This window comes from Phytobacter sp. V91 (genome assembly GCF_965644225.1).
Taxonomy (GTDB): Bacteria; Pseudomonadota; Gammaproteobacteria; order Enterobacterales; family Enterobacteriaceae; genus CBFFRJ01.
Genome location: NZ_CBFFRJ010000005.1, coordinates 1 through 20514, shown reverse-complemented (window position 1 = coordinate 20514; position 20514 = coordinate 1). Strand labels below are relative to the sequence as shown.

Annotated in this window: 18 protein-coding genes and 1 tRNA gene; 5 read left to right on the top strand and 14 right to left on the bottom strand. The window is 55.0% G+C overall.

Annotation, left to right across the window (positions count from 1 at the left end; genetic code table 11):
- Positions 1-43 precede the first annotated feature (43 nt).
- Together ACSZO4_RS01790 and fabB are read right to left on the bottom strand one after the other, a co-directional pair.
- On the bottom strand, positions 44-1216 hold the full coding sequence (locus tag ACSZO4_RS01790) for an MFS transporter (protein ID WP_437887123.1): 1173 nt from the start codon (positions 1214-1216) through the stop codon (positions 44-46).
- Positions 1217-1432: 216 nt separating this feature from the next.
- The gene (fabB, locus tag ACSZO4_RS01785) at positions 1433-2647 is read right to left on the bottom strand and encodes a beta-ketoacyl-ACP synthase I (RefSeq protein WP_437887121.1); all 1215 of its coding nucleotides are present in this window, start codon (positions 2645-2647) and stop codon (positions 1433-1435) included.
- Between the two features lie 158 nt (positions 2648-2805).
- On the opposite strand from fabB, the gene mnmC reads away from it, so the two are divergent.
- Positions 2806-4806: a bifunctional tRNA (5-methylaminomethyl-2-thiouridine)(34)-methyltransferase MnmD/FAD-dependent 5-carboxymethylaminomethyl-2-thiouridine(34) oxidoreductase MnmC gene (mnmC, locus tag ACSZO4_RS01780; protein ID WP_437887119.1), complete on the top strand. Its 2001-nt coding sequence runs from the start codon at positions 2806-2808 to the stop codon at positions 4804-4806.
- A gap of 97 nt (positions 4807-4903) precedes the next feature.
- On the opposite strand, the gene ACSZO4_RS01775 is transcribed toward mnmC, so the two are convergent.
- Genes ACSZO4_RS01775 through prmB form a run of 6 tightly spaced genes read right to left on the bottom strand, consistent with a single transcriptional unit; the run spans position 4904 to position 9431 of the window.
- Positions 4904-5182: a YfcL family protein gene (locus ACSZO4_RS01775; protein WP_437887118.1), complete on the bottom strand. Its 279-nt coding sequence runs from the start codon at positions 5180-5182 to the stop codon at positions 4904-4906.
- A gap of 9 nt (positions 5183-5191) precedes the next feature.
- Positions 5192-5740, bottom strand: a complete 549-nt coding sequence (locus ACSZO4_RS01770) for an elongation factor P hydroxylase (protein WP_437887117.1) — start codon at positions 5738-5740, stop codon at positions 5192-5194.
- Positions 5737-6549: a sulfite exporter TauE/SafE family protein gene (locus tag ACSZO4_RS01765; RefSeq protein ID WP_437887116.1), complete on the bottom strand. Its 813-nt coding sequence runs from the start codon at positions 6547-6549 to the stop codon at positions 5737-5739. The genes ACSZO4_RS01770 and ACSZO4_RS01765 overlap by 4 nt, the downstream gene beginning before the upstream one ends.
- Positions 6549-7370 carry a penicillin-insensitive murein endopeptidase gene (gene mepA / locus ACSZO4_RS01760; protein WP_437887115.1) on the bottom strand — a complete coding sequence of 274 codons (822 nt, stop codon included), beginning with the start codon at positions 7368-7370 and terminating at the stop codon, positions 6549-6551. The genes ACSZO4_RS01765 and mepA overlap by 1 nt, the downstream gene beginning before the upstream one ends.
- A 3-nt stretch (positions 7371-7373) precedes the next feature.
- The gene (gene aroC / locus ACSZO4_RS01755) at positions 7374-8459 is read right to left on the bottom strand and encodes a chorismate synthase (RefSeq protein WP_437887114.1); all 1086 of its coding nucleotides are present in this window, start codon (positions 8457-8459) and stop codon (positions 7374-7376) included.
- 39 nt (positions 8460-8498) lie between these two features.
- Positions 8499-9431: a 50S ribosomal protein L3 N(5)-glutamine methyltransferase gene (gene prmB, locus ACSZO4_RS01750; RefSeq protein ID WP_437887113.1), complete on the bottom strand. Its 933-nt coding sequence runs from the start codon at positions 9429-9431 to the stop codon at positions 8499-8501.
- A gap of 172 nt (positions 9432-9603) precedes the next feature.
- Between prmB and smrB the strand changes: the two genes are divergently transcribed.
- Complete coding sequence (gene smrB, locus ACSZO4_RS01745; protein WP_437887112.1) at positions 9604-10155, top strand: endonuclease SmrB; 552 nt, start codon at positions 9604-9606, stop codon at positions 10153-10155.
- 68 nt (positions 10156-10223) lie between these two features.
- Here the strand turns inward: smrB and sixA are convergent, their stop codons facing one another.
- The 4 genes from sixA to ACSZO4_RS01725 all read right to left on the bottom strand — a co-directional run bounded on the left by sixA (position 10224) and on the right by ACSZO4_RS01725 (position 14823).
- Positions 10224-10709 carry a phosphohistidine phosphatase SixA gene (gene sixA / locus ACSZO4_RS01740; protein ID WP_437887111.1) on the bottom strand — a complete coding sequence of 162 codons (486 nt, stop codon included), beginning with the start codon at positions 10707-10709 and terminating at the stop codon, positions 10224-10226.
- A 209-nt stretch (positions 10710-10918) separates the two neighbouring features.
- Positions 10919-13066: a fatty acid oxidation complex subunit alpha FadJ gene (gene fadJ, locus ACSZO4_RS01735; RefSeq protein ID WP_437887110.1), complete on the bottom strand. Its 2148-nt coding sequence runs from the start codon at positions 13064-13066 to the stop codon at positions 10919-10921.
- Positions 13066-14376, bottom strand: a complete 1311-nt coding sequence (gene fadI / locus ACSZO4_RS01730; RefSeq protein ID WP_437887109.1) for an acetyl-CoA C-acyltransferase FadI — start codon at positions 14374-14376, stop codon at positions 13066-13068. The genes fadJ and fadI overlap by 1 nt, the downstream gene beginning before the upstream one ends.
- Before the next feature lie 162 nt (positions 14377-14538).
- Positions 14539-14823 carry a YfcZ/YiiS family protein gene (locus tag ACSZO4_RS01725; RefSeq protein WP_437887108.1) on the bottom strand — a complete coding sequence of 95 codons (285 nt, stop codon included), beginning with the start codon at positions 14821-14823 and terminating at the stop codon, positions 14539-14541.
- Between the two features lie 368 nt (positions 14824-15191).
- Between ACSZO4_RS01725 and fadL the strand changes: the two genes are divergently transcribed.
- On the top strand, positions 15192-16553 hold the full coding sequence (gene fadL / locus ACSZO4_RS01720; protein WP_437887107.1) for a long-chain fatty acid transporter FadL: 1362 nt from the start codon (positions 15192-15194) through the stop codon (positions 16551-16553).
- A 64-nt stretch (positions 16554-16617) separates the two neighbouring features.
- Here fadL and mlaA read toward each other — a convergent pair whose 3' ends face one another.
- Positions 16618-17370, bottom strand: coding sequence for a phospholipid-binding lipoprotein MlaA (mlaA, locus tag ACSZO4_RS01715; RefSeq protein ID WP_437887106.1), 753 nt, complete (start codon positions 17368-17370; stop codon positions 16618-16620).
- 293 nt (positions 17371-17663) lie between these two features.
- Here mlaA and ACSZO4_RS01710 point away from each other — a divergent pair, with 293 nt between their 5' ends.
- Positions 17664-18611, top strand: a complete 948-nt coding sequence (locus ACSZO4_RS01710) for a formate/nitrite transporter family protein (RefSeq protein ID WP_437887105.1) — start codon at positions 17664-17666, stop codon at positions 18609-18611.
- A gap of 68 nt (positions 18612-18679) precedes the next feature.
- A tRNA-Arg gene (locus ACSZO4_RS01705) sits at positions 18680-18754 on the top strand.
- A 299-nt stretch (positions 18755-19053) separates the two neighbouring features.
- Here ACSZO4_RS01705 and ACSZO4_RS01700 read toward each other — a convergent pair.
- Complete coding sequence (locus ACSZO4_RS01700) at positions 19054-20382, bottom strand: aminotransferase family protein (protein WP_437887104.1); 1329 nt, start codon at positions 20380-20382, stop codon at positions 19054-19056.
- Positions 20383-20514: the final 132 nt, after the last annotated feature.

Sequence of the window (20514 nt, the reverse complement as noted above, 5' to 3'; positions counted from 1 at the left end):
TAAAATAATAGCCCCGGGAGAAACTAAGGGGCTATTTGTCAGGTTATTTACGAAAGGCAATCAGCGTCAATACAATCCCGCCAAAAGCGGCAAGCGCAGCGGCGAGAAATACCGAGGGATAACCCAGCGAAGTCGCCAGCAGGCCGGTCAGAGGTCCACTCACCCCGTAGGCAATATCCTGGAATGCCGAATAACCGCCAAGCGCGGTGCCGCGAACCTGAGGGGGAACACGTTTGACAACTTCCACCCCCAGCGCCGGATAAATCAGTGAGCAGCCGCACCCGGTAAGCGCCGCGCCCAGCGGCGCCACCGTTGCCATGGGGGCCTGCCAGAGCAGGATAAGCCCGACCATTTCAATAAACATCGACGCCACGGCGACGCGCACGCCCCCGAAACGATCGGGCATCCAGCCAAATAAGAGGCGCATCAGCACAAAAGCGCCGCCAAAGGCGGTCAGGGTAAAGCCCGCCATTGACCAGCCTTCGCTGGCGAAATAGAGCGAAACAAAGGTGCCAATGACCGCGAAACCCACGCCCTGTAATGCCAGCCCCAGCCCCGGTTGCCAGATAATCCCCACCACGCTCCACAGCGACGGACGTACGCCCGGATGCGGTGGGGTTTTACTCACCCCTCCGTTAAGGGTAAATGCCAGAACCGGGAGCAGCATAGTGATGATTGCCAGGGCGGCAAAACCGAACTGGCTGTGAATAAACAGCCCCAGCGGCGCGCCTGCCGCCAGCGCGCCATAAATCGCCATCCCGTTCCAGGACATCACCTTGCCTGAACGGGCAGGCCCGACAATCCCCATGCCCCAGATCAGGGTGCCGGTCAGTAGCTGACTTTCACCGAAGCCGAGGATCAGGCGACCGACAAGCAATAAGGCAAATTTTACCTCCGCGCCTGCGGGCAACCAGGCCGCCAGCAGCAAAGCGCCCCCGGCCAGCGCGCAGGCAAACATGCCCTGTAATACCGACCGTTTAGCCCCGTACTGATCGGCCAGTCGTCCGGCATAGCCACGGGTCAGCACGGTAGCAAGAAACTGAATACCCACCGCAATCCCGACCATGGTATTGCCATAGCCCAGCTCATGGTGGACAAAAAGCGGGATCACCGGCAGAGGCAGCCCGACGGTCATATAGGTTAAAAATACCGCGCAGGTGAGGCGAAACAACGAAACGTTGGGTGAAGATGAAACAGAATGAGTGTCAACAGACATGCATTACTCCATAACGCAGAGTAAGGCGAGGAACAGCCACGCCCCCTCTACCTGAGGTTCAGGATTAAGGTGCGTTGGTTAACGTGAAACGCTTACGCATTATCGGCCTGATAATGTTGCGCAGGAAGTTTGCCTGCGAGTACCGCAGCTTGTCAATGGCAAAAAAGGGGCATAAAAAAGGGAGCACTGAGGCTCCCTTCTTCTTTAATCAAATAGTTACTGAAGCTTGCGCATTACCAGTGTGGCGTTGGTGCCGCCGAAACCGAAGCTGTTAGACATCACGGTAGTCAGCGTCGCGTCAGTCGGTTTAGTCACGATATTCAGGCCAGCGGCCTGCTCGTCCAGCTGCTCAACGTTAATGCTCGGCGCAATGAAGCCATGCTCCAGCATCAGCAGAGAGTAGATAGCTTCCTGCACGCCAGCCGCGCCCAGAGAGTGACCGGTCATCGCTTTGGTCGCAGAAATTGCCGGGCTGTTGTCACCGAACACTTCGCGAATAGCACCCAGCTCTTTCACATCGCCAACCGGGGTGGAAGTCCCGTGGGAGTTGAGGTAGTCGATCGGCGTGTTCACACCGTCCATCGCCATCTTCATGCAACGCACTGCGCCTTCACCTGACGGAGCAACCATGTCAGCGCCATCAGAGGTTGCGCCGTAGCCGACGATTTCAGCGTAAATGTGCGCGCCGCGAGCCAGAGCATGTTCCAGCTCTTCAACCACAACCATGCCGCCGCCGCCAGCGATAATGAAGCCGTCACGGCTCGCATCATAGGTACGGGACGCTTTTTCCGGCGTCTCGTTATATTTGGTGGACAGTGCGCCCATTGCGTCGAATTCACAGGCCATTTCCCAGCCCAGCTCTTCGCCGCCGCCCGCAAACACGATGTCCTGTTTGCCCAGCTGAATCTGCTCTACCGCGTTACCGATGCAGTGTGCGGAAGTCGCACAGGCGGAGCTGATAGAGTAGTTTACGCCGTGGATTTTGAACGGGGTCGCCAGGCAAGCGGAAACAGCTGAACCCATCGCTTTGGTCACAACATAAGGACCAACCGCTTTCAGACCACGCGGGCTACGCATCGCGTCAGCGCCGAATACCTGCGCTTTAGAAGAACCGCCGGAGCCTGCAATCAGACCCACGCGCGGGTTATTCTGGTAAACCTCTGCGCTCAGGCCAGCATCAGCAATGGCTTGCTGCATGGAAAGGTAGGCATAGATGGAGGCATCGTTCATGAAACGGACCACTTTGCGATCGATAAGACCCGTGGTGTCCAGTTTTACATTACCCCATACGTGGCTACGCATGCCGGAGTCGAGAAACTCCTGAGAGAAAGTGATCCCTGAGCGTCCTTCACGCAGAGATGCCAGGACTTCCTGCTGGTTATTACCGATGCTGGAAACGATGCCCAAGCCAGTAATCACTGCACGTTTCATTCAATACCCCTGTAAGTCGCACGAATTTAAGTTTCGAGTCGCAAGATAGCGTACAGTTGTACGCCGAACAAGTCCGATCAGCCAATTAATGAGTAAATTTGCGCCTGACGGCCTGCATCGTTAAGATCATGCCACTGCCTGTCCGACGAGTAACTTACGTGAAACAAACTGCTATACAATCTGCCAACCTTGAGTTCAATGCTGAGGGTACACCTGTTTCCCGAGATTTTGATGACGTCTATTTTTCTAACGATAACGGGCTGGAAGAAACCCGCTACGTCTTTCTCGGCGGCAATGCATTAGCCACCCGCTTTCCTGAACATCCACGCTCACTGTTTGTGGTTGCCGAAAGCGGTTTTGGCACCGGTCTTAATTTTCTGACCCTCTGGCAGGCATTTGACAGTTTCCGGGCCGCCTCCCCGAAGGCTACCCTGCAAAGATTACATTTCATCAGTTTTGAAAAATTCCCCTTAACCCAATCGGACCTGACGCTTGCGCACCAGCACTGGCCGGAACTGGCGCCATGGGCAAGCCAGTTGCAGGCGCAGTGGCCCCTGCCCTTTGCCGGCTGCCATCGTTTATTGCTTGATGAGGGACGCGTCACCCTCGATCTGTGGTTTGGCGACATCAATGAACTGACCGACAAACTGGATGATTCCCTCAACCGGCAGGTGGATGCCTGGTTCCTTGACGGTTTTGCGCCAGCAAAAAATCCCGATATGTGGACGCCGAATCTGTTTGCCGCCATGGCCCGTCTTGCCCGGCCTGGCGGTACGCTGGCGACCTTTACCTCCGCCGGATTTGTGCGTCGGGGGTTACAGGATGCGGGCTTTACCATGCGCAAAAGCAAAGGTTTTGGCCGTAAACGCGAAATGCTCACCGGGGTAATGGAAAATCCCTCTCCGGTTGCTGCCCGCACGCCGTGGTTTGCCCGTACAGGTACCGGTTCACGGGAAACCGCCATTATTGGTGGCGGGGTTGCCAGTGCATTGCTTTCGCTGGCGCTCCTGCGTCGTGGCTGGCAGGTCACCCTTTACTGCGCGGATGCCGCCCCGGCGCAGGGGGCCTCGGGTAACCGTCAGGGGGCGCTTTACCCACTGTTAAATGCCCACGATCCGGCATTAAGCCAGTTCTTCCCGGCGGCCTTTACCTTCGCCCGTCGTCTGTATGACGCTCTTCCCGTCGCTTTTGACCATGACTGGTGCGGCGTGACCCAACTGGGCTATGACGACAAGAGTCAGCAAAAAATCGCCCAGATGTTGTCTCTGGACTTGCCTCAGGCGATTGCCACTGGCGTAGACGCGCAGCAGGTTTTAGAGATGGCAGGCGTCGAGACCGGCTGCGGCGGCATTCACTATCCGCTCGGCGGCTGGCTGTGCCCGGCACAGCTGACGGCGGCGGCGCTGGACCTTGGGGAACAACAGGGCTTACAGATTCATTATGGCCAGCAGATGGCGAGTATGGAGCAGCAGGATGCTGGCTGGCTGCTGCATTTTCAACATGGGGATTCGAAGCAGCATACGAATGTGGTTCTGGCAAACGGTCACCAGCTCGGTGATTTTGTGCAAACGGAAAAGCTACCGGTCTATCCGGTCGCAGGCCAGGTCAGCCATATTCCCACTACGGCGGCACTCAGTCAGTTGCGCCAGGTGTTGTGCTATGACGGTTATCTGACTCCGCACAACCCCAACAATCAGCACCACTGCATTGGCGCAAGCTACCATCGCGGCCAGCGCGACGCGGCCTATAGCGAAGAGGATCAACAGCATAATCGCCAGCGTCTGCTGAACTGTTTCCCGCAGGCGCAATGGGCCACACAGGTGGATGTGAGCGGCGGCGAGGCGCGCTGCGGAGTGCGCTGTGCAACCCGTGACCATCTGCCGCTGGTGGGCAATGTGGCAAATTATGAAGCGACGCTAAGCGAGTATGCGAATCTTGCCGACAACACGGAAAATGCGCCAGGTGCGCCGGTTTATCGCGGGCTGTTTTTAATCGGCGCGCTGGGATCCCGTGGCTTATGTAGTGCGCCATTAGCCGCTGAGTTGCTGGCGTCGCAGATGAGCGAAGAGCCATTGCCGCTGGACAGCGAAACCCTGGCGGCCATCAACCCGAACCGACTGTGGGTGAGGAAGTTGCTGAAAGGAAGGCCGGTGAAGTAAGCGCAACGGGCAGCCCTCTCCCTCAATGGAGAGGGGACTATCCGTGCGGGTATTTTTTCTGGTGATCACTCAACCCGAAGGGAGAGGAAGAAAACCATCAGTTTGCCTGGGCTTTCTGGAACAGGGTGTCCCACATCCCCAGCACCAGTACCTGATCCGGCGGGGAGAGTTCCCCCGCCTGAATGGCTTTTTCCAGGCTCGCGGTCACCCGGTCATGCAGCGCCTGGGTGGAATGATCGTCGCTACCTTCCAGATCCGCCACGGCCAGAGTCAGGTGACCACGCAGATAACCGCCGGCAAACAGTTCGTCGTCACTGGCGTGCTCTACCATACCGTCAATTAACGCCAGGATGCGTGTTTCAAATTCTGCGATCATCTTCTTTCCTCAGTTAAGATCTTCCGGCCACGGGAAGCATTCCGCCGTTAATTCAGGCGTGTGGTAATAATTTTGCAGCGCCTTAATAAAGCGTGCCGGGCGTTCAGGGATGCCCTTTTCAAGATACTCCATCACCTGCGCATGGACGCGGCGCTGGAAAATAATACGGTCAGGCTCGAAATCCCCTTCCAGGTTGTCACTGCTGACATTAAACGGGTAGCCCGCCGCCATACAGAACAACCAGTCAAAGGCCTGGGGTTTTACCTCAACATCTTCAAACTGGCACTGGGTTTTCTCATCCCGCCCGTCCGGGCAATACCAGTAGCCAAAATCCACCAGCTCACGACGGGCCTTGCCAGCGATACACCAGTGGGAAATTTCATGCAGCGCGCTGGCGTAGAACCCGTGGGCAAATACAATGCGGTGGTACGGAACCTCCGCATCTGCTGGCAGATAAATGGGTTCGTCATCGCCCTTAATCAGGCGGGTATTAAAATCCTCGGCAAAACAGCCGTCAAAAAGGGTAATCAGTTGTTCGTAGTTATGTGTTGTGTTCATGCACCCATCCCCAGAAACTGGAGGATCTCCTGCCCATGGCTATCAAAAAGTAATTTTGCGCTCATTACCGCCGAGACAATGACAATCATCGGGCGAATAAGTTTTTGCCCTTTGCTGAGCACCAGCCGGGATCCCATACGCGCGCCGAGAAACTGCCCGATAAGCATCACGAACCCGGTTGCCCAGATAACCTTGCCGCCAATAATAAACAGCAGTAACCCACCCAGATTAGAGGTGGCGTTTAACACTTTGGCGTGAGCGGTGGATTTCGCGAGGTTGAACCCGGCCAGGGTCACAAACGCCAGCGCGTAAAAGGAACCGGCGCCCGGCCCAAAGAAACCATCATAAAAACCAACGCAGCCACCGGCCACCAGCGCAAACGGCAGACCGTGCAGGCGACGCTGTCGGTCCTCTTCCCCAAGCTTTGGCATCAGCAGGAAATAGAGACCGATACAGATGACCAGCAGTGGGAGGATCTGGCGCAGCACATCTGATTTCACAAACTGAACCAGTAACGCCCCGCTGGTTGAGCCAATAAAGGTCATCAGGATATTGAGCTTTTGGTCCGCCAGATTGACGACTTTACGCCGTACGAAGTAGATCATTGACGAGAAGGATCCACCGCAGGCCTGAAGCTTGTTCGTCGCCAGCGCCTGAGCAGGTGTCATGCCTGCCGCCAGCAAGGCGGGTACGGTTAACAGACCGCCGCCGCCCGCAAGGGCATCAATAAATCCGGCCAGTAAGGCCACCAAAAAAAGTACCGCCAGCATCATTGGCGACACCATAAAAATTTGCAGGAAAGTGTCCATTACAATACGTGTTCGTCCAGTAGGGCCTGACAGGAAGGAGGCAACGGCGGCGGAGTGGTTTTTTCCGGCGTCGTAGAAGGTTTTGCCGGTTCAAACCAGCTTTGCAGCTCCGCGCCACAGCCATCCCCCGGCGGCGGCGCGGCCTGATCTTCACACTCCAGGCTGTCAGCCGGGCAGCGCAGTCGCACATGCATATGGGCACGGTGCTGGAACCACGGGCGAACTTTACGTAGCCAGTCGCGATCGGCGCCCGCATCCAGACAAAGCTGCTGCTTAATGGCCGGGTTGACGAAAATCCGCGTGACCTCATTATCTTCGGCGGCAAGTTTAATCAGGTTGCTGATTTCCGGCTGCCACAGTCCAGGCACCACGCTTTTACCACTGCGGGAAACCAAATCCAGCGCCTGAGGTTTTAGCAACTGCGCCGACGTCCAGCGATTTTTTGGCAGTTGCAAAAAGATGTCGACGTCCAGCCCCGACTGATGGCTGGCATGGCCGCCGTTGAACCGCCCGCCCGCTGGCATCCCCATGTCGCCAATCAACAAGGTTCCCATTGCCTGGTTGTTCACCTGATTGCCCAGACGCTGAATAAACTGCACCAGATCCGGGTGGCCGAAATAGCGCCGTTGATCGGTGCGCATCACCTGGTAGTTTTCGGACTGCAATGGCAGCGCATGCGCCCCCACGATACAGCCATTAGAAAACGCGCCAATGGACTGCGGCGTCCCGCTGACAGGATGGGTAATTTTCTGCCAGGGCGTTGCCGCCTGACAGATCTGGCTGGCGACAAGCGCCAGCAGAGCAAGGACAGTTTTGTTCATCGTTTACCAGCGAGGAATGGTGGTCGTCACATCGGCATTTTGCGCACGCTGACGCATAAAATGATCCATCAGGACGATAGCCAGCATGGCTTCGGCGATCGGTACAGCGCGAATACCCACGCAAGGATCGTGGCGACCTTTGGTAATCATATCCACTTCTTCACCGAAGCGATTAATGGTGCGCCCCGGAACGGTAATGCTGGAGGTCGGTTTCAGGGCGATATTGGCAATGATTTGCTGCCCGCTGCTGATACCGCCGAGAATGCCGCCCGCGTGATTACTCTGGAAGCCCTCTTTGGTGATTTCGTCCCGGTTCTGACTGCCGCGCAGATTCACCACGCCAAAGCCGTCGCCAATCTCCACGCCTTTTACCGCATTGATGCTCATCATGGCATGGGCGATATCAGCATCCAGACGGTCAAATACCGGCTCACCTAACCCGGCGGATACGCCATCAGCGACCACGGTCACTTTCGCACCGATAGAGTCACCCTCTTTTTTCAGACCGCGCATCAGTTCATCCAGGGCGTCGATCCTGTCCGGATCCGGGCAGAAGAACGGGTTCTGTTCAACCTGATCCCAGTCTTTAATCGCCAGCGGAATGTCGCCCATCTGGGTCAGACAGCCGCGAATAACGATACCGAATTTGTGGGCGAGGAACTTCTTGGCAATCGCGCCTGCCGCGACGCGCATGGCCGTTTCACGCGCAGATGAGCGACCGCCGCCACGGTAGTCGCGCAGACCGTATTTTTGCTCGTAGGTGTAATCAGCGTGACCCGGACGGAAAACGTCTTTAATGGCGCTGTAATCCTGGGAACGCTGATCGGTGTTTTCAATCAACAGACCAATACTGGTGCCGGTGGTGACGCCTTCAAAAACACCTGACAGAATTTTCACCTGGTCTGGCTCGCGACGCTGCGTGGTGTAGCGAGAGGTACCAGGGCGACGCCGGTCCAGATCGTGCTGAAGGTCAGCTTCGGTCAGCGGAATGCCCGGCGGCACACCATCAACGATACATCCCAGCGCGATACCATGGGATTCGCCGAAGGTGGTGACGCGAAAAAGTTGCCCTATTGTATTTCCTGCCATCACGGCTCCGTTATTTTGCTGTTGTTGTTGAGCGTTTGCTTAATCTTTATAAATGCTGAAATGTTCCCCGGCGGCAAGAAGCTGCGCTTTCGTCAGCATAAAGACACCGTCACCGCCGTTGTCAAACTCCAGCCAGGTGAAGGGAACGTCAGGATATTGTTCCATCAGATGTACCATGCTGTTGCCGACTTCACAAATCAGGACGCCGTTATCGCTGAGGTAATCAGGCGCGCAGGCGAGAATACGGCGGGTCAGCGTCAGGCCATCGCTGCCTGACGCCAGGCCAAGCTCCGGCTCATGACGATATTCAGACGGCAAATCGCCCATATCTTCTTCATCAACGTAAGGCGGGTTGGTCACAATCAGGTCGTACTGCACTTTTGGCAGGTCACGGAACAGATCGGAACGGATCGGCGTGACATGGTGAATCAGACCATGATCGTCAATATTCTGCTCGGTTACCGCCAGGGCGTCCGGGGAGATATCCACCGCGTCCACTTCCGCTTCCGGGAAGGCATAAGCGCAGGCAATCGCGATACAGCCGCTGCCGGTACACATATCGAGGATGTGCTGCGGTTGCCCTTCAATCAGACCTGCAAAGTGGTTGTTAATCAGTTCGCCAATCGGCGAGCGCGGCACCAGCACGCGTTCATCAACATAGAATTCGTGCCCGCAGAACCAGGCTTTATTGGTGAGATAGGCCACCGGAATACGTTCATTCACCCGGCGGATGACGCGCTCCACAATCCGATGGCGCTCGCTGGAGGTCAGACGGGCGTTGCGCATATCTTCCGGGATATCCAGCGGCAGATATAAAGTAGGCAACACCAGTTGGACGGCCTCATCCCATGGGTTATCGGTACCGTGACCGTACCAGATATTTGCCGCGCTGAATCGGCTGACCGACCAACGCAACATGTCCTGAATGGTATGCAGCTCACTGACTGCTTCATCGACGAAAATTTTATCCACTTTATCCCCCAGGACATGCTGTCTTTAAATTCGGCGGCTAGTTTGCCACGACGGCGACGATAAATCAGCATTGACGCTCAGGCTGTGGGCGTAAAAAAGCATTTTGCTGACCTTCAGCTGATGACTCGGGTACACTGACAGAAATAAAAGAAATAATAGATGAGATTAATTGATGAAAAAGAAACCATCGCTCAGCGAGGAGGAACAGACCCTCTTCCGTCAGTTGATGACCGGCACGCGCAAGCTCAAGCAGGATACCGTTGTGCATCCTCCGACGAGAAAAAAGGTCAGCGAGGTCCCGGTGAAAAGGCTGTTACAGGAACAGGCCGATAACAGTCACTACTTTTCTGATGAATTCCAGCCGCTGCTCAATACCGAAGGGCCGGTAAAATACGTTCGTGATGACGTCAGCCATTTTGAACTGAAAAAGATCCGCCGTGGTGATTACGCCCCGGAGCTGTTTCTTGATCTACACGGCCTGACCCAGATGCAGGCCAAGCAGGAACTGGGCGCGCTGATTGCCGCCTGTCGTCGTGAACACGTATTTTGCGCCTGCGTGATGCACGGACACGGCAAACATATTCTTAAACAACAGACGCCATTGTGGCTGGCGCAGCATCCGCATGTGATGGCGTTTCATCAGGCGCCGAAAGAGTATGGCGGCGATGCAGCGGTGTTGGTCCTGATTGAAGTGGAAGAGTGGCAGCCGCCTGAGCTTCCCTGAGTAGTTGGGTTTTAGAAAGTAAAAAGCCGCACTGTATAAAGCGCGGCTTTTTTTCACGGTCCGACGAATCAGATAGCTTTTGCCATCTTCAGGTTGCAGGGACTCATTTGCCAGTTAAAGACACCGCTACCGCCTTCATCCAGCGTCACGCTGGCAATGGCGGAAGTCGTGAACATTGGCGGCGCTTCTCCGGGACAAAGCTCGGACACCAGGTAGCCGACCAGCGGCAGGTGAGAAATCACCAGTACCGTAGCGACACCTTCACCGGCAAGAACCTGTAAATAAGCGCTTACCTGACCAATATCACCACACGGAGTCAGTTCCGGCAGGACATCCACGCTGTCAGGCAGGTTCATACAACCACCCACCTCTTTCAGTGTTTGCTCAGCACGCAGAAACGGGCTGACCAGAACACGGTCGATATCCACTTTTTGGCCTTTCAACCAGGTTGCCATTTGGCGCGATTCATCACACCCGCAAGGGGTTAAGGGACGAACAGCGTCGCTGGCTGCATCGAGGGCAGCATCGCCATGACGCATGATAAAAACTTGCATATTGCACCGCTTTTGTTAACCAGAAGCATTAATATTTCCGCGTGAAACAGTTCCATTACGCCGGAAATGATTAATGGCCGGGCATTGTGCCTTATCCATTCACTGAATGAAACGTTGTCTTTTACCCTAATGCCGCAAGTATAGTCAATCACTGTTTACAAATTAACCACGACAATTTCATTTCGTGCAGGATTTACCCTTTTTTGACCTTAACTTACAAAATCAGTTTCCTTTTTGCGCCAAAAAGTTTCGCCCTGTTCAGCCATCTGTAACAAAGTCTGACAAGGAGTGAAACGCGGCCCATAAAGCGCCGTCAGACGTTGAAGGGTAGCGACAACTTCACCCGCGCCAAGGGAATCCATATAGTGGAACGGGCCACCCAGGAAAGGTGGGAAACCAATACCAAAAACAGCGCCAATATCGCCATCCCGTGGGCTACGCACAACCTGCTCTGCAGAGCAGCGCGCGGCTTCGTTAAGCATCATCATGACGCAGCGTTCCGCGATACTTTCAGCGGACAATTTCCCCGCGCCTGAAGCGCCAATAAGCGGGTAAATCGTTGAGTCAGCTTGCTTGTTGCTTTTACGCCCTTTCGTGGCGTAAAGATAGAAACCACGACCATTTTTTCTGCCTTTGCGATCGTCATTCAAAATCGCTGAAACGACATTTGCAGGTGCGCTAAAACGATCGCCATAGGCCGCTTCAAGCACCGGGATAATTTTAGTTCCCGTATCAATTCCCACTTCATCCAAAAGTTGGATGGGGCCAACCGGGAAGCCATACTTCACCAGCGCGTTATCAATAGTTTCAATGCGTTCGCCTTCGCTGAGCAGGCGTATGGCTTCATTTATATAAGGGGCGAGGATGCGGTTGACATAGAAGCCGGCTTTGTCGGCGACCACTATCGGGGTTTTTCCCTGCGCCTTCGCCAGCTTTACGACCGTAGCAATGGCCTGTTCAGAGGTTCCCGCATGGGGGATCACTTCCACCAGCGGCATTTTCTCGACAGGGCTAAAAAAATGTAATCCGATAACCTGCTCTGGCCTTGTCGCCTTCGCGGCAATAGAACCTATCGGCAGCGATGAGGTATTAGAGGCAAAAATGGTCTCAGGGGCGCAATGCGCTTCAACCTCTGCAACCATTTGCTGCTTCAGGGCCAAATCTTCAAAGACCGCTTCAATCACCACGTCCCGCCGGGAAAATCCACTGTAGTCGGTAGTGCCTGAAATACGTGCCATCTGCGCATCGCGTTCGGCGGGTTTGAGATGGCGGCGACGAACTTTTTTATCAAGCTCCTGCCAGCTGTATTGCAGGGCGTGGTTGATCCCTTTGGGATTAATATCTTTGATGCGAACGGGCAGATTACCCTTCCCCGCCGTAACGTAGGCTATCCCTCCGCCCATTAAGCCGCCGCCAAGAATGCCCACCGAGCGCAGGGCTCCTGCCTGCACCGGACTGGCGGGATCTTTTTTCAGCTCAGTGCTGGCAAAGAAAATATGCCGCAGCGCCTGCGATTGCGGCGTCATCGCCAGTTGACCAAAGGCGCGCGCTTCCGCCTCATAGCCGCTGCTGCGCCCCTGAGCAAGACCCATTTCGATCACATGCAGAATTTTCGCCGTCGCCGGATAGTTACCTTGTGTTTTTTGTTCGGTCTTTTTGCCTACCATCCGAAACAGTAAAGTGCGGCCCAATGGGCTTGCCAGCAGGCGTTCTTTCGCCGGTAAATGACGGCTGGCAGGACGCTCCTGCGCCGCGAGAGCGACAGCGGCTTCAAGCAGAATCGAAACCGGGACAACGTCATCCACCAGACCCACCTTCAGCGCCTGGCGGGGACGCAAAGCTTTACCGGTGAGGATCATCTCCAGCGCGGTGCTGATCCCTACCAGCCGCGGCAGTCGCTGGGTGCCACCGGAACCCGGCAACAACCCCAACTGCACTTCCGGCAGCCCCAGCACCGTTTTCGCATCATCAGTACAGATACGACGATGGCAGGCCAGCGCCAGCTCGAGCCCGCCCCCCAGGCAGGGGCAGTGGATCGCGGCAATAACCGGCACCGAAAGCGCATGGATCTCCGCCATCAGCTGTTGCCCCTGACGGGCAAGATCTTCGGCTTCCTGCGCACTCTGGCAGGCATCAATCATATTGATGTCTGCCCCGGCAATAAAGTTGTCGGGCTTTGCGGAGATAAACACCACGCCCCGAATAGCTTTGTTCTCGCGAATTTGCCTGAGGATGGCGCGTACCTGGGTGGCGAACTCGGCCTTCAGGGTATTCATTTTCTCGCCGGGTACATCAACGGTGACAACCGCAACGAAGTCAGGGCGAACGGTCAGGCTAAATGCCGATGTCATTTCCATTATTCAGCCTCCAGTACCATTGCCGCACCCAGTCCGCCCGCCGCACAGGCGGTCACCAGGCCGAATCCGCCGCCGCGACGGCGAAGTTCGTGCAGAGTTTGAGTTACCATGCGCGCTCCGGTCGCCGCAAATGGATGGCCGTATGCAATGGAGCCGCCCAGTACGTTAAATTTGCTGTCATCCACCTCGCCGGTAGCCTGCGAACGGCCCAGCACATCGCGGGCAAAGCGCTCGCTTGCCATCAGTTTCAGGTTACTCAGGGTCTGAGCGGCAAATGCCTCGTGCATATCGAAAAGGGTTAAGTCCGCAAGCGACAGCCCTGCTCTGTCGAGAGCCAGAGGCGTGGCCCAGGCTGGCCCCAGCAGCATATCCTGCTGAACGCCCGTCGCCGTAAAGGCATAGCTTCGCAGGTAACCCAAGGGTTGCAGGCCCAGTTCGCGGGCCCTGGATTCGGTCATCAGGATCACCGCCGCCGCCCCGTCGGTAAGCGGGGTGCTGTTCGCCGCCGTCACCGTGCCATGTTTGCGATCAAATGCCGGACGCAGTTTCGCGTAATCGGCAAGGCTGGAGTTCTGGCGAACGTTGTTATCCTGGTTAAAGGGTTCGCGGTAAGGCGGCGAGTAAGCGGTCATGACTTCGGCATCCAGTTTGCCCTCGGCCCAGGCCTTAGCGGCATACTGGTGTGAGCGATGAGCCAGCGCATCCTGCTCTTCACGGCTTATCGCGTAACTTTTCGCCATCTGCTCGGCGGTATCCCCCATCCGCAAGCCGGTGGAGTATTCCGCAACCGCAGGGGGAACGGGAAACAAATCAGGGATCCGTAAACGGGAGAAGAGTTTGAGCTTTTGCCCCATCGTGCGCGCCTTGCTGGCATCCAGCAGGGTGCGGGCCAGCTTTTTACTGACCCCGATGGGCAGCACCGATGACGAGTCCGCACCACCGGCAATGCCCGCCCGGATAGTGCCAGCCATCAGGCTTTCAGCAACGTTGGCCACCGCCTGAAAGCTGGTGGCGCAGGCACGGCTGACGCTGTAAGCATCGGTGTGAACGCTCATTCCGCTACCGAGCACAATTTCACGCGCAATGTTCGGGGCCTCAGGCATCTGAACCACCTGCCCAAACACCAGTTGCTCAATAACGTCCGGCACAATTTCACTGCGGGCCAGCAGTTCACTCACCACCATTTTTCCCAGTTCAATGGCCGGAACACCATGAAATGCCGTGGCCTGGCGGGCAAATGGCGTGCGCAATCCACTGACGATGGCGATGCGGTCCCCCGTACGGGTGACAAGCGGTAATGCCTGACTCATAACACTCCCCTGTTAACAGCGCGACCCTAAAGTGGTCTGACCTGATAACAGTCTTAACTATTTTTTTACATTTAGCCAATCAGAGGGGAGAAAAATTGGGAGCTAAGCCACAGAGATTATTGAGAATAACGCTCCCGCAGAGTGCAGGAGCGTAGAGGGGAATTAACGCAGACCCAGCTGGAAAATCAGGGTTTCGGCTTCACAGGGGAAGACAAAATCGATATCCAGGCGCACGCCCTGTGCTTCTGTAGTGAAGGTCGAAGTGATTTGGCAAGGTTCAGACTCCACACCACGGGCTTTCGCCGTCAGGGCTGCCAGGGTTTCTTCCGCTTCAGCGCGGTTAGCAAAAACCCGGCTATACGAAGCGGTGCAGTCGGAGTTGTCCATAATGGTGCCAACATCCATACAGCAGCAAACCGGGGTTTCATCAGCACTGCATTTACTCATTGTGATTTCCTCTGAATTCGCACCCAAGGTGCCAGATAAGGTTGCGCATATTTTACCCCCCAGCGGGTTGCCCCTCCAGTTGATAATTTGAGGATCGGCGACAAGTGAGCGAAATCACACTTAAAAATGATCTAAAACAAAAATCAACCAATATGCTTAGCGACTCTGGCCGCAATTTTGCCACGCGGATCCCGTTTCTAAGATCATACTTGCTAATTTTTATATACAACCTTGCAACATTTGCGCTGGTCAGACCTATACTCTCGCCACTGGTCTGATTTCTAAGATGTACCGCAGACCCTACACTTGCGCACCCTGTTACACCATGTAACTGAGTTTAAATAAATATAATTGATGAGGTTTTGGTCATGAGCCAGAAAACCCTGTTTACCAAGTCAGCTCTCGCTATTGCAGTGGCAATCGTCTCTACCCAAGCCTGGTCCGCAGGCTTTCAACTCAACGAATTTTCGTCTTCTGGTCTTGGCCGCGCCTATTCCGGCGAAGGGGCGATTGCGGATGATGCCGCGAATGCGAGCCGCAACCCTGCGCTGATTATGATGTTCGATCGCCCAACCTTTTCGGGCGGTGCGATCTTCGTGAACCCCGATGTCAATGTTTCGGGCCGTTCTGCCATTGGTAACGATGCCAGCCAGGACAATATTGCGCCGACGGCCTGGGTACCTAACCTGCACTTTGTGGCCCCGATTAATGACCAGTTCGGCTGGGGGGCGTCTGTCACCTCCAACTATGGTCTGGCTACCGAGTTTAATAATGATTTTGCGGCAGGTTCGATGGGCGGTAAAACCGACCTGGAAACCCTGAACCTTAACCTGAGCGGCGCATACCGCCTGAATAATCACTGGAGCTTCGGCCTGGGCTTCGATGCGGTCTATGCCCGCGCGAAACTGGAACGTTATGCCGGTGATTTACCGCAAATCATTGGCGCCAATATTCCGGCGCTGGTGCAGGCTGGGCGGCTCACCCCAGCTCAGGCTGCCGCTATCGGCGCTCAGGCTGGCGGCATCAGCCGTGATACCCAGATTGCTTACCTGAAAGGTGACGAGTGGGGCTTCGGCTGGAACGCCGGTATCCTGTATGAAATCGACAAAGACAACCGTTACGGTTTGACCTACCGCTCTGAAATTAAAGTCGACTTCGATGGCGATTATAAGAGCAGCCTGCCAGCCAGCCTGAACCCAATCAACGCAGCTCTGGGCCTGGGCTTACCTTACGGTACCGGCGGCGCAACCACTGGCGGCGCGTTGACCCTGAATCTGCCAGAAATGTGGGAGATTTCAGGTTATAACCGCGTGGCGCCGCAGTGGGCTATCCACTACAGTCTGGCCTACACCAGCTGGAGTCAGTTCCAGGAGCTGAAAGCGACCAACAGCAACGGTCAAACCCTGTTCCAGAAAGAAGAAGGCTTTAAAGATTCTTACCGCATCGCGCTGGGCACCACCTATTACATGGATGACAACTGGACCTTCCGTTCCGGTATCGCCTTTGATGACAGCCCGGTTCCGGCTAACAAACGTTCCATTTCCATTCCGGATCAGGACCGTTTCTGGCTGAGCGCAGGTACAACCTACGCCTTCAACAAAGATGCGTCAGTTGACGTCGGTGTTTCCTACATGCACGGTCAAAAAGTGGAATTTACCGAAGGTCCTTACACCTTCAAATCTGAAGGTCGTGCCTGGTTGTACGGTGTGAACTTTAACTACGCCTTCTGATTACTGGCAGGCGTAAAAAAAGGTGAGCCATTTGCGCTCACCTTTTTTATTGCTCTGACCGGACTTACTCCGAGTCAATATCCTTCAAATCACCTTCAATCGCTTTCGCATTCGGGTTTTCATCTGGCTTGAGCTTACCACCGTTGGCGATAAAGTCGTGGCGCTGGAAGTAGGCTTCGCGCACCAGAATGTACGGATCGGAAGACTGGCGCAGCAGGCCATCGGAATCCAGCAGTTGCGCACGGGATTCGACCCCTTCCACCGTCCACTTACCGATAGATAACGGCCAGGTCAGCCAGGAGAGCACCGGATAGAGCGTATCCGCCATATCCCCACCATCCTCACGCAGCGTGAAGCTGCCGTAGAAAGGCAGTTGCATATAGGGGCCATAACCCACGCCATAGTGACCGAGTGTGCTGCCGAAACGATGCGGCTCAACCCGTTGCAGTTTCGGATTCGACAGCCCGGCGACATCGATAAAACCGCCCATCCCCAGCAGGGTGTTCAGGAAGAAACGGGTAAAGTGCACCATCCCCTGATAAGGGTTACCTTGCAGGAAGTAGTTGGCCATGATGGCTGGCTCTTCAAGGTTACTGGTGAAATTGCTGAGGCCATTTCTCGCCGGTTGCGGCACATAATCGCGCCAGGCAACAGCAACAGGCCGCACAACATAGGGATCCAGTACGTTGAAGTTGAAGCTGTACATGGTGCGGTTAAACCCTTCCAGCGGGTCAGAACGCCCTTGTTGCTCCCCGGAACTGGCACAGCCAGCCAGCACGGTTGTCGCCAGCGCAAGCGCTGACAGGCGAAATTTCATAAATGTCTCCCTGAAGAAAATGGCTTTCGCGAAGCGCCATCCATCTGAACGCAAATGCAGGTCGTAGCAAGTTGCGTCGTAAACATGTAACGCATTGTATCAGTACACCTTGTGATGTCTACGAAACAGGCAGACTTACATTCAGCATAGCCGCAGTTTGGCCCTCGTTTTCAATAATGTTACCTAAAGTTTGTGCGCTGCGTATCACCATAACTGCCATTACTCCGATTTTCGGACGCCACGGCCATGAGTCACTACGCTTAAGCCATATGACCGCGCTAAGTGGAGACATCATGAACAATATTGCAGAAGAGAAAATCGATAAACACACCGACGAACTTGAGGTGCAGAGCGACGAGAAGCAGCGCGGCGAGAAAATTGAAGTGGATGAAGACCGGCTCCCCTCGCGCGCCATGGCGATCCATGAACACATTCGTCAGGATGGCGAAAAAGAGCTGGAACGCGATGCTATGGCGCTACTGTGGTCAGCCATTGCCGCCGGGTTATCCATGAGCGCCTCGCTACTGGCAAAAGGGATCTTCCATGTTCAACTCGATGGCATTCCGGGCGCATTTGTTATTGAGAACCTGGGTTATACCTTTGGCTTTATTATTGTCATTATGGCCCGCCAGCAGCTGTTTACCGAAAATACGGTGACGGCAGTGCTGCCGGTGATGCAAACACCTTCATGGATGAATTTCGGCCTGATGATGCGCTTGTGGAGCGTGGTCCTGCTGGGCAATTTAATCGGCACGGGCATTGCCGCCTGGGCGTTTGAATATCTGCCCATTTTCGATCAGGCCACCCGTGATGCTTTCGTCAAAATCGGCATGGATGTGATGAAGAACAGCCCGGCAGAAATGTTTGCCAACGCCATTATCTCCGGCTGGATCATTGCCACTATGGTCTGGATGTTTCCCTCCGCCGGCGCGGCCAAAATCGTGGTCATTATTTTAATGACCTGGCTTATTGCCCTTGCCGATACCACCCATATTGTGGTGGGCGCGGTAGAAATCTTTTATCTGATTTTTAACGGCACCATTCACTGGAGTGAATTCTTCTGGCCCTTTGCCCTGCCCACGCTTGCCGGAAATATATGCGGCGGAACCTTTATTTTTGCCTTGTTAAGCCATGCACAGATCCGCAATGACATGATTAACGCCCGCAAGGCCGCGGCGAAAGCGGCGGCAAAAGAGAGAAGGCCCCCGGAAGAATTTGCACAAAAAGGGACAAAACGGTGACTCTTTAACCACTTGGCCGCAGGTATGCTTAACGCGCCGTCGAAATAACGTTATACTCCTGCCGCTTCGTCCCCTTAGTTAAATGGATATAACGAGCCCCTCCTAAGGGCTAGTTGCAGGTTCGATTCCTGCAGGGGACACCATACACACCTCTCCTGACGTCTACCGAATTCAATAAATCCCCTTATAATCAGCGATAAACCCTCCATTCCGGCTACGCGATGTCAACCGGCATCTACCCATTTCAACGTAAATCAATAAACGTTTGGGGGCATTTCCTGTTCAAGGATAAATGGCACCCATAATGCCGCTGACGGCGGAGGAAAAGGGGATATAAATAAAAAGTGGAATAATTTACCGGGCGACAGAACCCTGTTGTCTGGCGCCCAGTATGTTTTTAATGGCTTAAACTCTGGCTGAAGCCTGCGTACTGACAGGCTATTTATCTGACAAGCCCCTTCATGTCATTAACATGCGTAACCACATCAACAAGGACTTTGCTGACTTTACTGACATCCTCTTCCTCAATCACCAGAGGCGGTGCCAGGGTGATAGCCCCGCCATGCACGCCAAGAATCACCCCTTGTTGTCTGGCATAGCGGCGAATAATGGCCGGTAATTCCGGATTACGGGCGCAGAGCGAAGCGCGGCTTGTTTTGTCAGTAACTAACTCCAGCGCCACCAGAGCCCCGCGACTGCGGATTTCGCCAATAACAGGAATATCCAACAGCGGAATCAGCTCGTTATAAAACTGCTGGCCGCGCGCGCGCCCCTGAGGAATGAGGTCTTCACGGGTCAAAATATCAATACTGGCGGACGCCACGGCAGCGGCAACCAGATGCCCGGCAAATGAACCGCCGCTGTCCGTTCCGGCCACCACCTCAGCAAGATCCTTGTCTAACAGTAAAGCCGCAAGTGGCATGTATCCACTGGCGATCCCTTTCCCCAGCACAATGATATCCGGCCTGAGGTTATAATCATGCGATGAGAACCACGCGCCCGCGCGACCAAAAGCCGTAACCACTTCGTCGGCGACCAGCAGTATCCCGTGTCGCCTGAGCACCGTGTTCATGCGCGGCCAGTAATCATCGGGCGGTGAAATAACGCCCCCAGGCCCGACAATTAATTCCGCAAACATCGCGGCGATATTTTCTGCCCCGTGTTCACGAATAGCCTCTTCCAGCTCCTGCACGCAAAAATCCGTCAGCGCCTGGCCATGGTATAACTCCGGATGATAAGGGCGAACGGGAGTAAGCTGGATTATTTCCGGCTCGCCACCGCCAATACCCTGCCGCCCTCCGGCAAGCTCCGCCCCCGCGTAGGTTCGGCCATGAAAGGCGCCTTTATGCACCAGGATCTTACGTCGCCCAGGCTCACCGCGACGGTAATGATAAAGACGTGCCAACTGTAATGCTTCATCGTCAGCTTCGGATCCTGAACTCATCAGCCTGACTTTCCCGATATTGTCAGGCGCTCTTGCTATCAGACGTTCGGCCAGCTCAATGGTGGGTAAGTTAGAAAAATCCCAGGCAATCGTAAAATGCGCCAGAGTACTCATCTGCCGGGCTGCAATATCCGCCACCTCTTGTCTGCCATGCCCTATTTGTGCAAGCCAGGCTCCGGCGTGGACATCGATATATTGCTTTCCGGTATCATCCCAAAGATGTGCGCCCAAACCTTTAACCAGCAGTATTTTTTCACCGCTACGGTACTGACTTGGATGTTGCAAAACGTGGCTATCACGTACCAGCCAATTATTATTTGGTGCCATTTTCTGCCAGCCTTATATTTATTCAATGCCGTTAAAATTTAATCGCGGGATGCTGGCAGTAAGTATCCTCCGGCAGAGCCGGAGGCTTTAGGGTGAGCGCCTCAAAGGCGCCGACAAACCATGAGCCGCCCA

Coding starts and splice junctions, on each gene's coding strand:
- mlaA (WP_437887106.1), bottom strand. CDS start 17,370: ATGAAATTTCGCCTGTCAGCGCTTGCGCTGGCGACAACCGTGCTGGCT.
- fadI (WP_437887109.1), bottom strand. CDS start 14,376: ATGAGTCAGGCATTACCGCTTGTCACCCGTACGGGGGACCGCATCGCC.
- ACSZO4_RS01775 (WP_437887118.1), bottom strand. CDS start 5,182: ATGATCGCAGAATTTGAAACACGCATCCTGGCGTTAATTGACGGTATG.
- fadJ (WP_437887110.1), bottom strand. CDS start 13,066: ATGGAAATGACATCGGCATTTAGCCTGACCGTTCGCCCTGACTTCGTT.
- ACSZO4_RS01765 (WP_437887116.1), bottom strand. CDS start 6,549: ATGGACACTTTCCTGCAAATTTTTATGGTGTCGCCAATGATGCTGGCG.
- sixA (WP_437887111.1), bottom strand. CDS start 10,709: ATGCAAGTTTTTATCATGCGTCATGGCGATGCTGCCCTCGATGCAGCC.
- ACSZO4_RS01725 (WP_437887108.1), bottom strand. CDS start 14,823: ATGAGTAAATGCAGTGCTGATGAAACCCCGGTTTGCTGCTGTATGGAT.
- ACSZO4_RS01700 (WP_437887104.1), bottom strand. CDS start 20,382: ATGGCACCAAATAATAATTGGCTGGTACGTGATAGCCACGTTTTGCAA.
- mepA (WP_437887115.1), bottom strand. CDS start 7,370: ATGAACAAAACTGTCCTTGCTCTGCTGGCGCTTGTCGCCAGCCAGATC.
- aroC (WP_437887114.1), bottom strand. CDS start 8,459: ATGGCAGGAAATACAATAGGGCAACTTTTTCGCGTCACCACCTTCGGC.
- ACSZO4_RS01710 (WP_437887105.1), top strand. CDS start 17,664: ATGAACAATATTGCAGAAGAGAAAATCGATAAACACACCGACGAACTT.
- fabB (WP_437887121.1), bottom strand. CDS start 2,647: ATGAAACGTGCAGTGATTACTGGCTTGGGCATCGTTTCCAGCATCGGT.
- ACSZO4_RS01770 (WP_437887117.1), bottom strand. CDS start 5,740: ATGAACACAACACATAACTACGAACAACTGATTACCCTTTTTGACGGC.
- ACSZO4_RS01790 (WP_437887123.1), bottom strand. CDS start 1,216: ATGTCTGTTGACACTCATTCTGTTTCATCTTCACCCAACGTTTCGTTG.
- fadL (WP_437887107.1), top strand. CDS start 15,192: ATGAGCCAGAAAACCCTGTTTACCAAGTCAGCTCTCGCTATTGCAGTG.
- smrB (WP_437887112.1), top strand. CDS start 9,604: ATGAAAAAGAAACCATCGCTCAGCGAGGAGGAACAGACCCTCTTCCGT.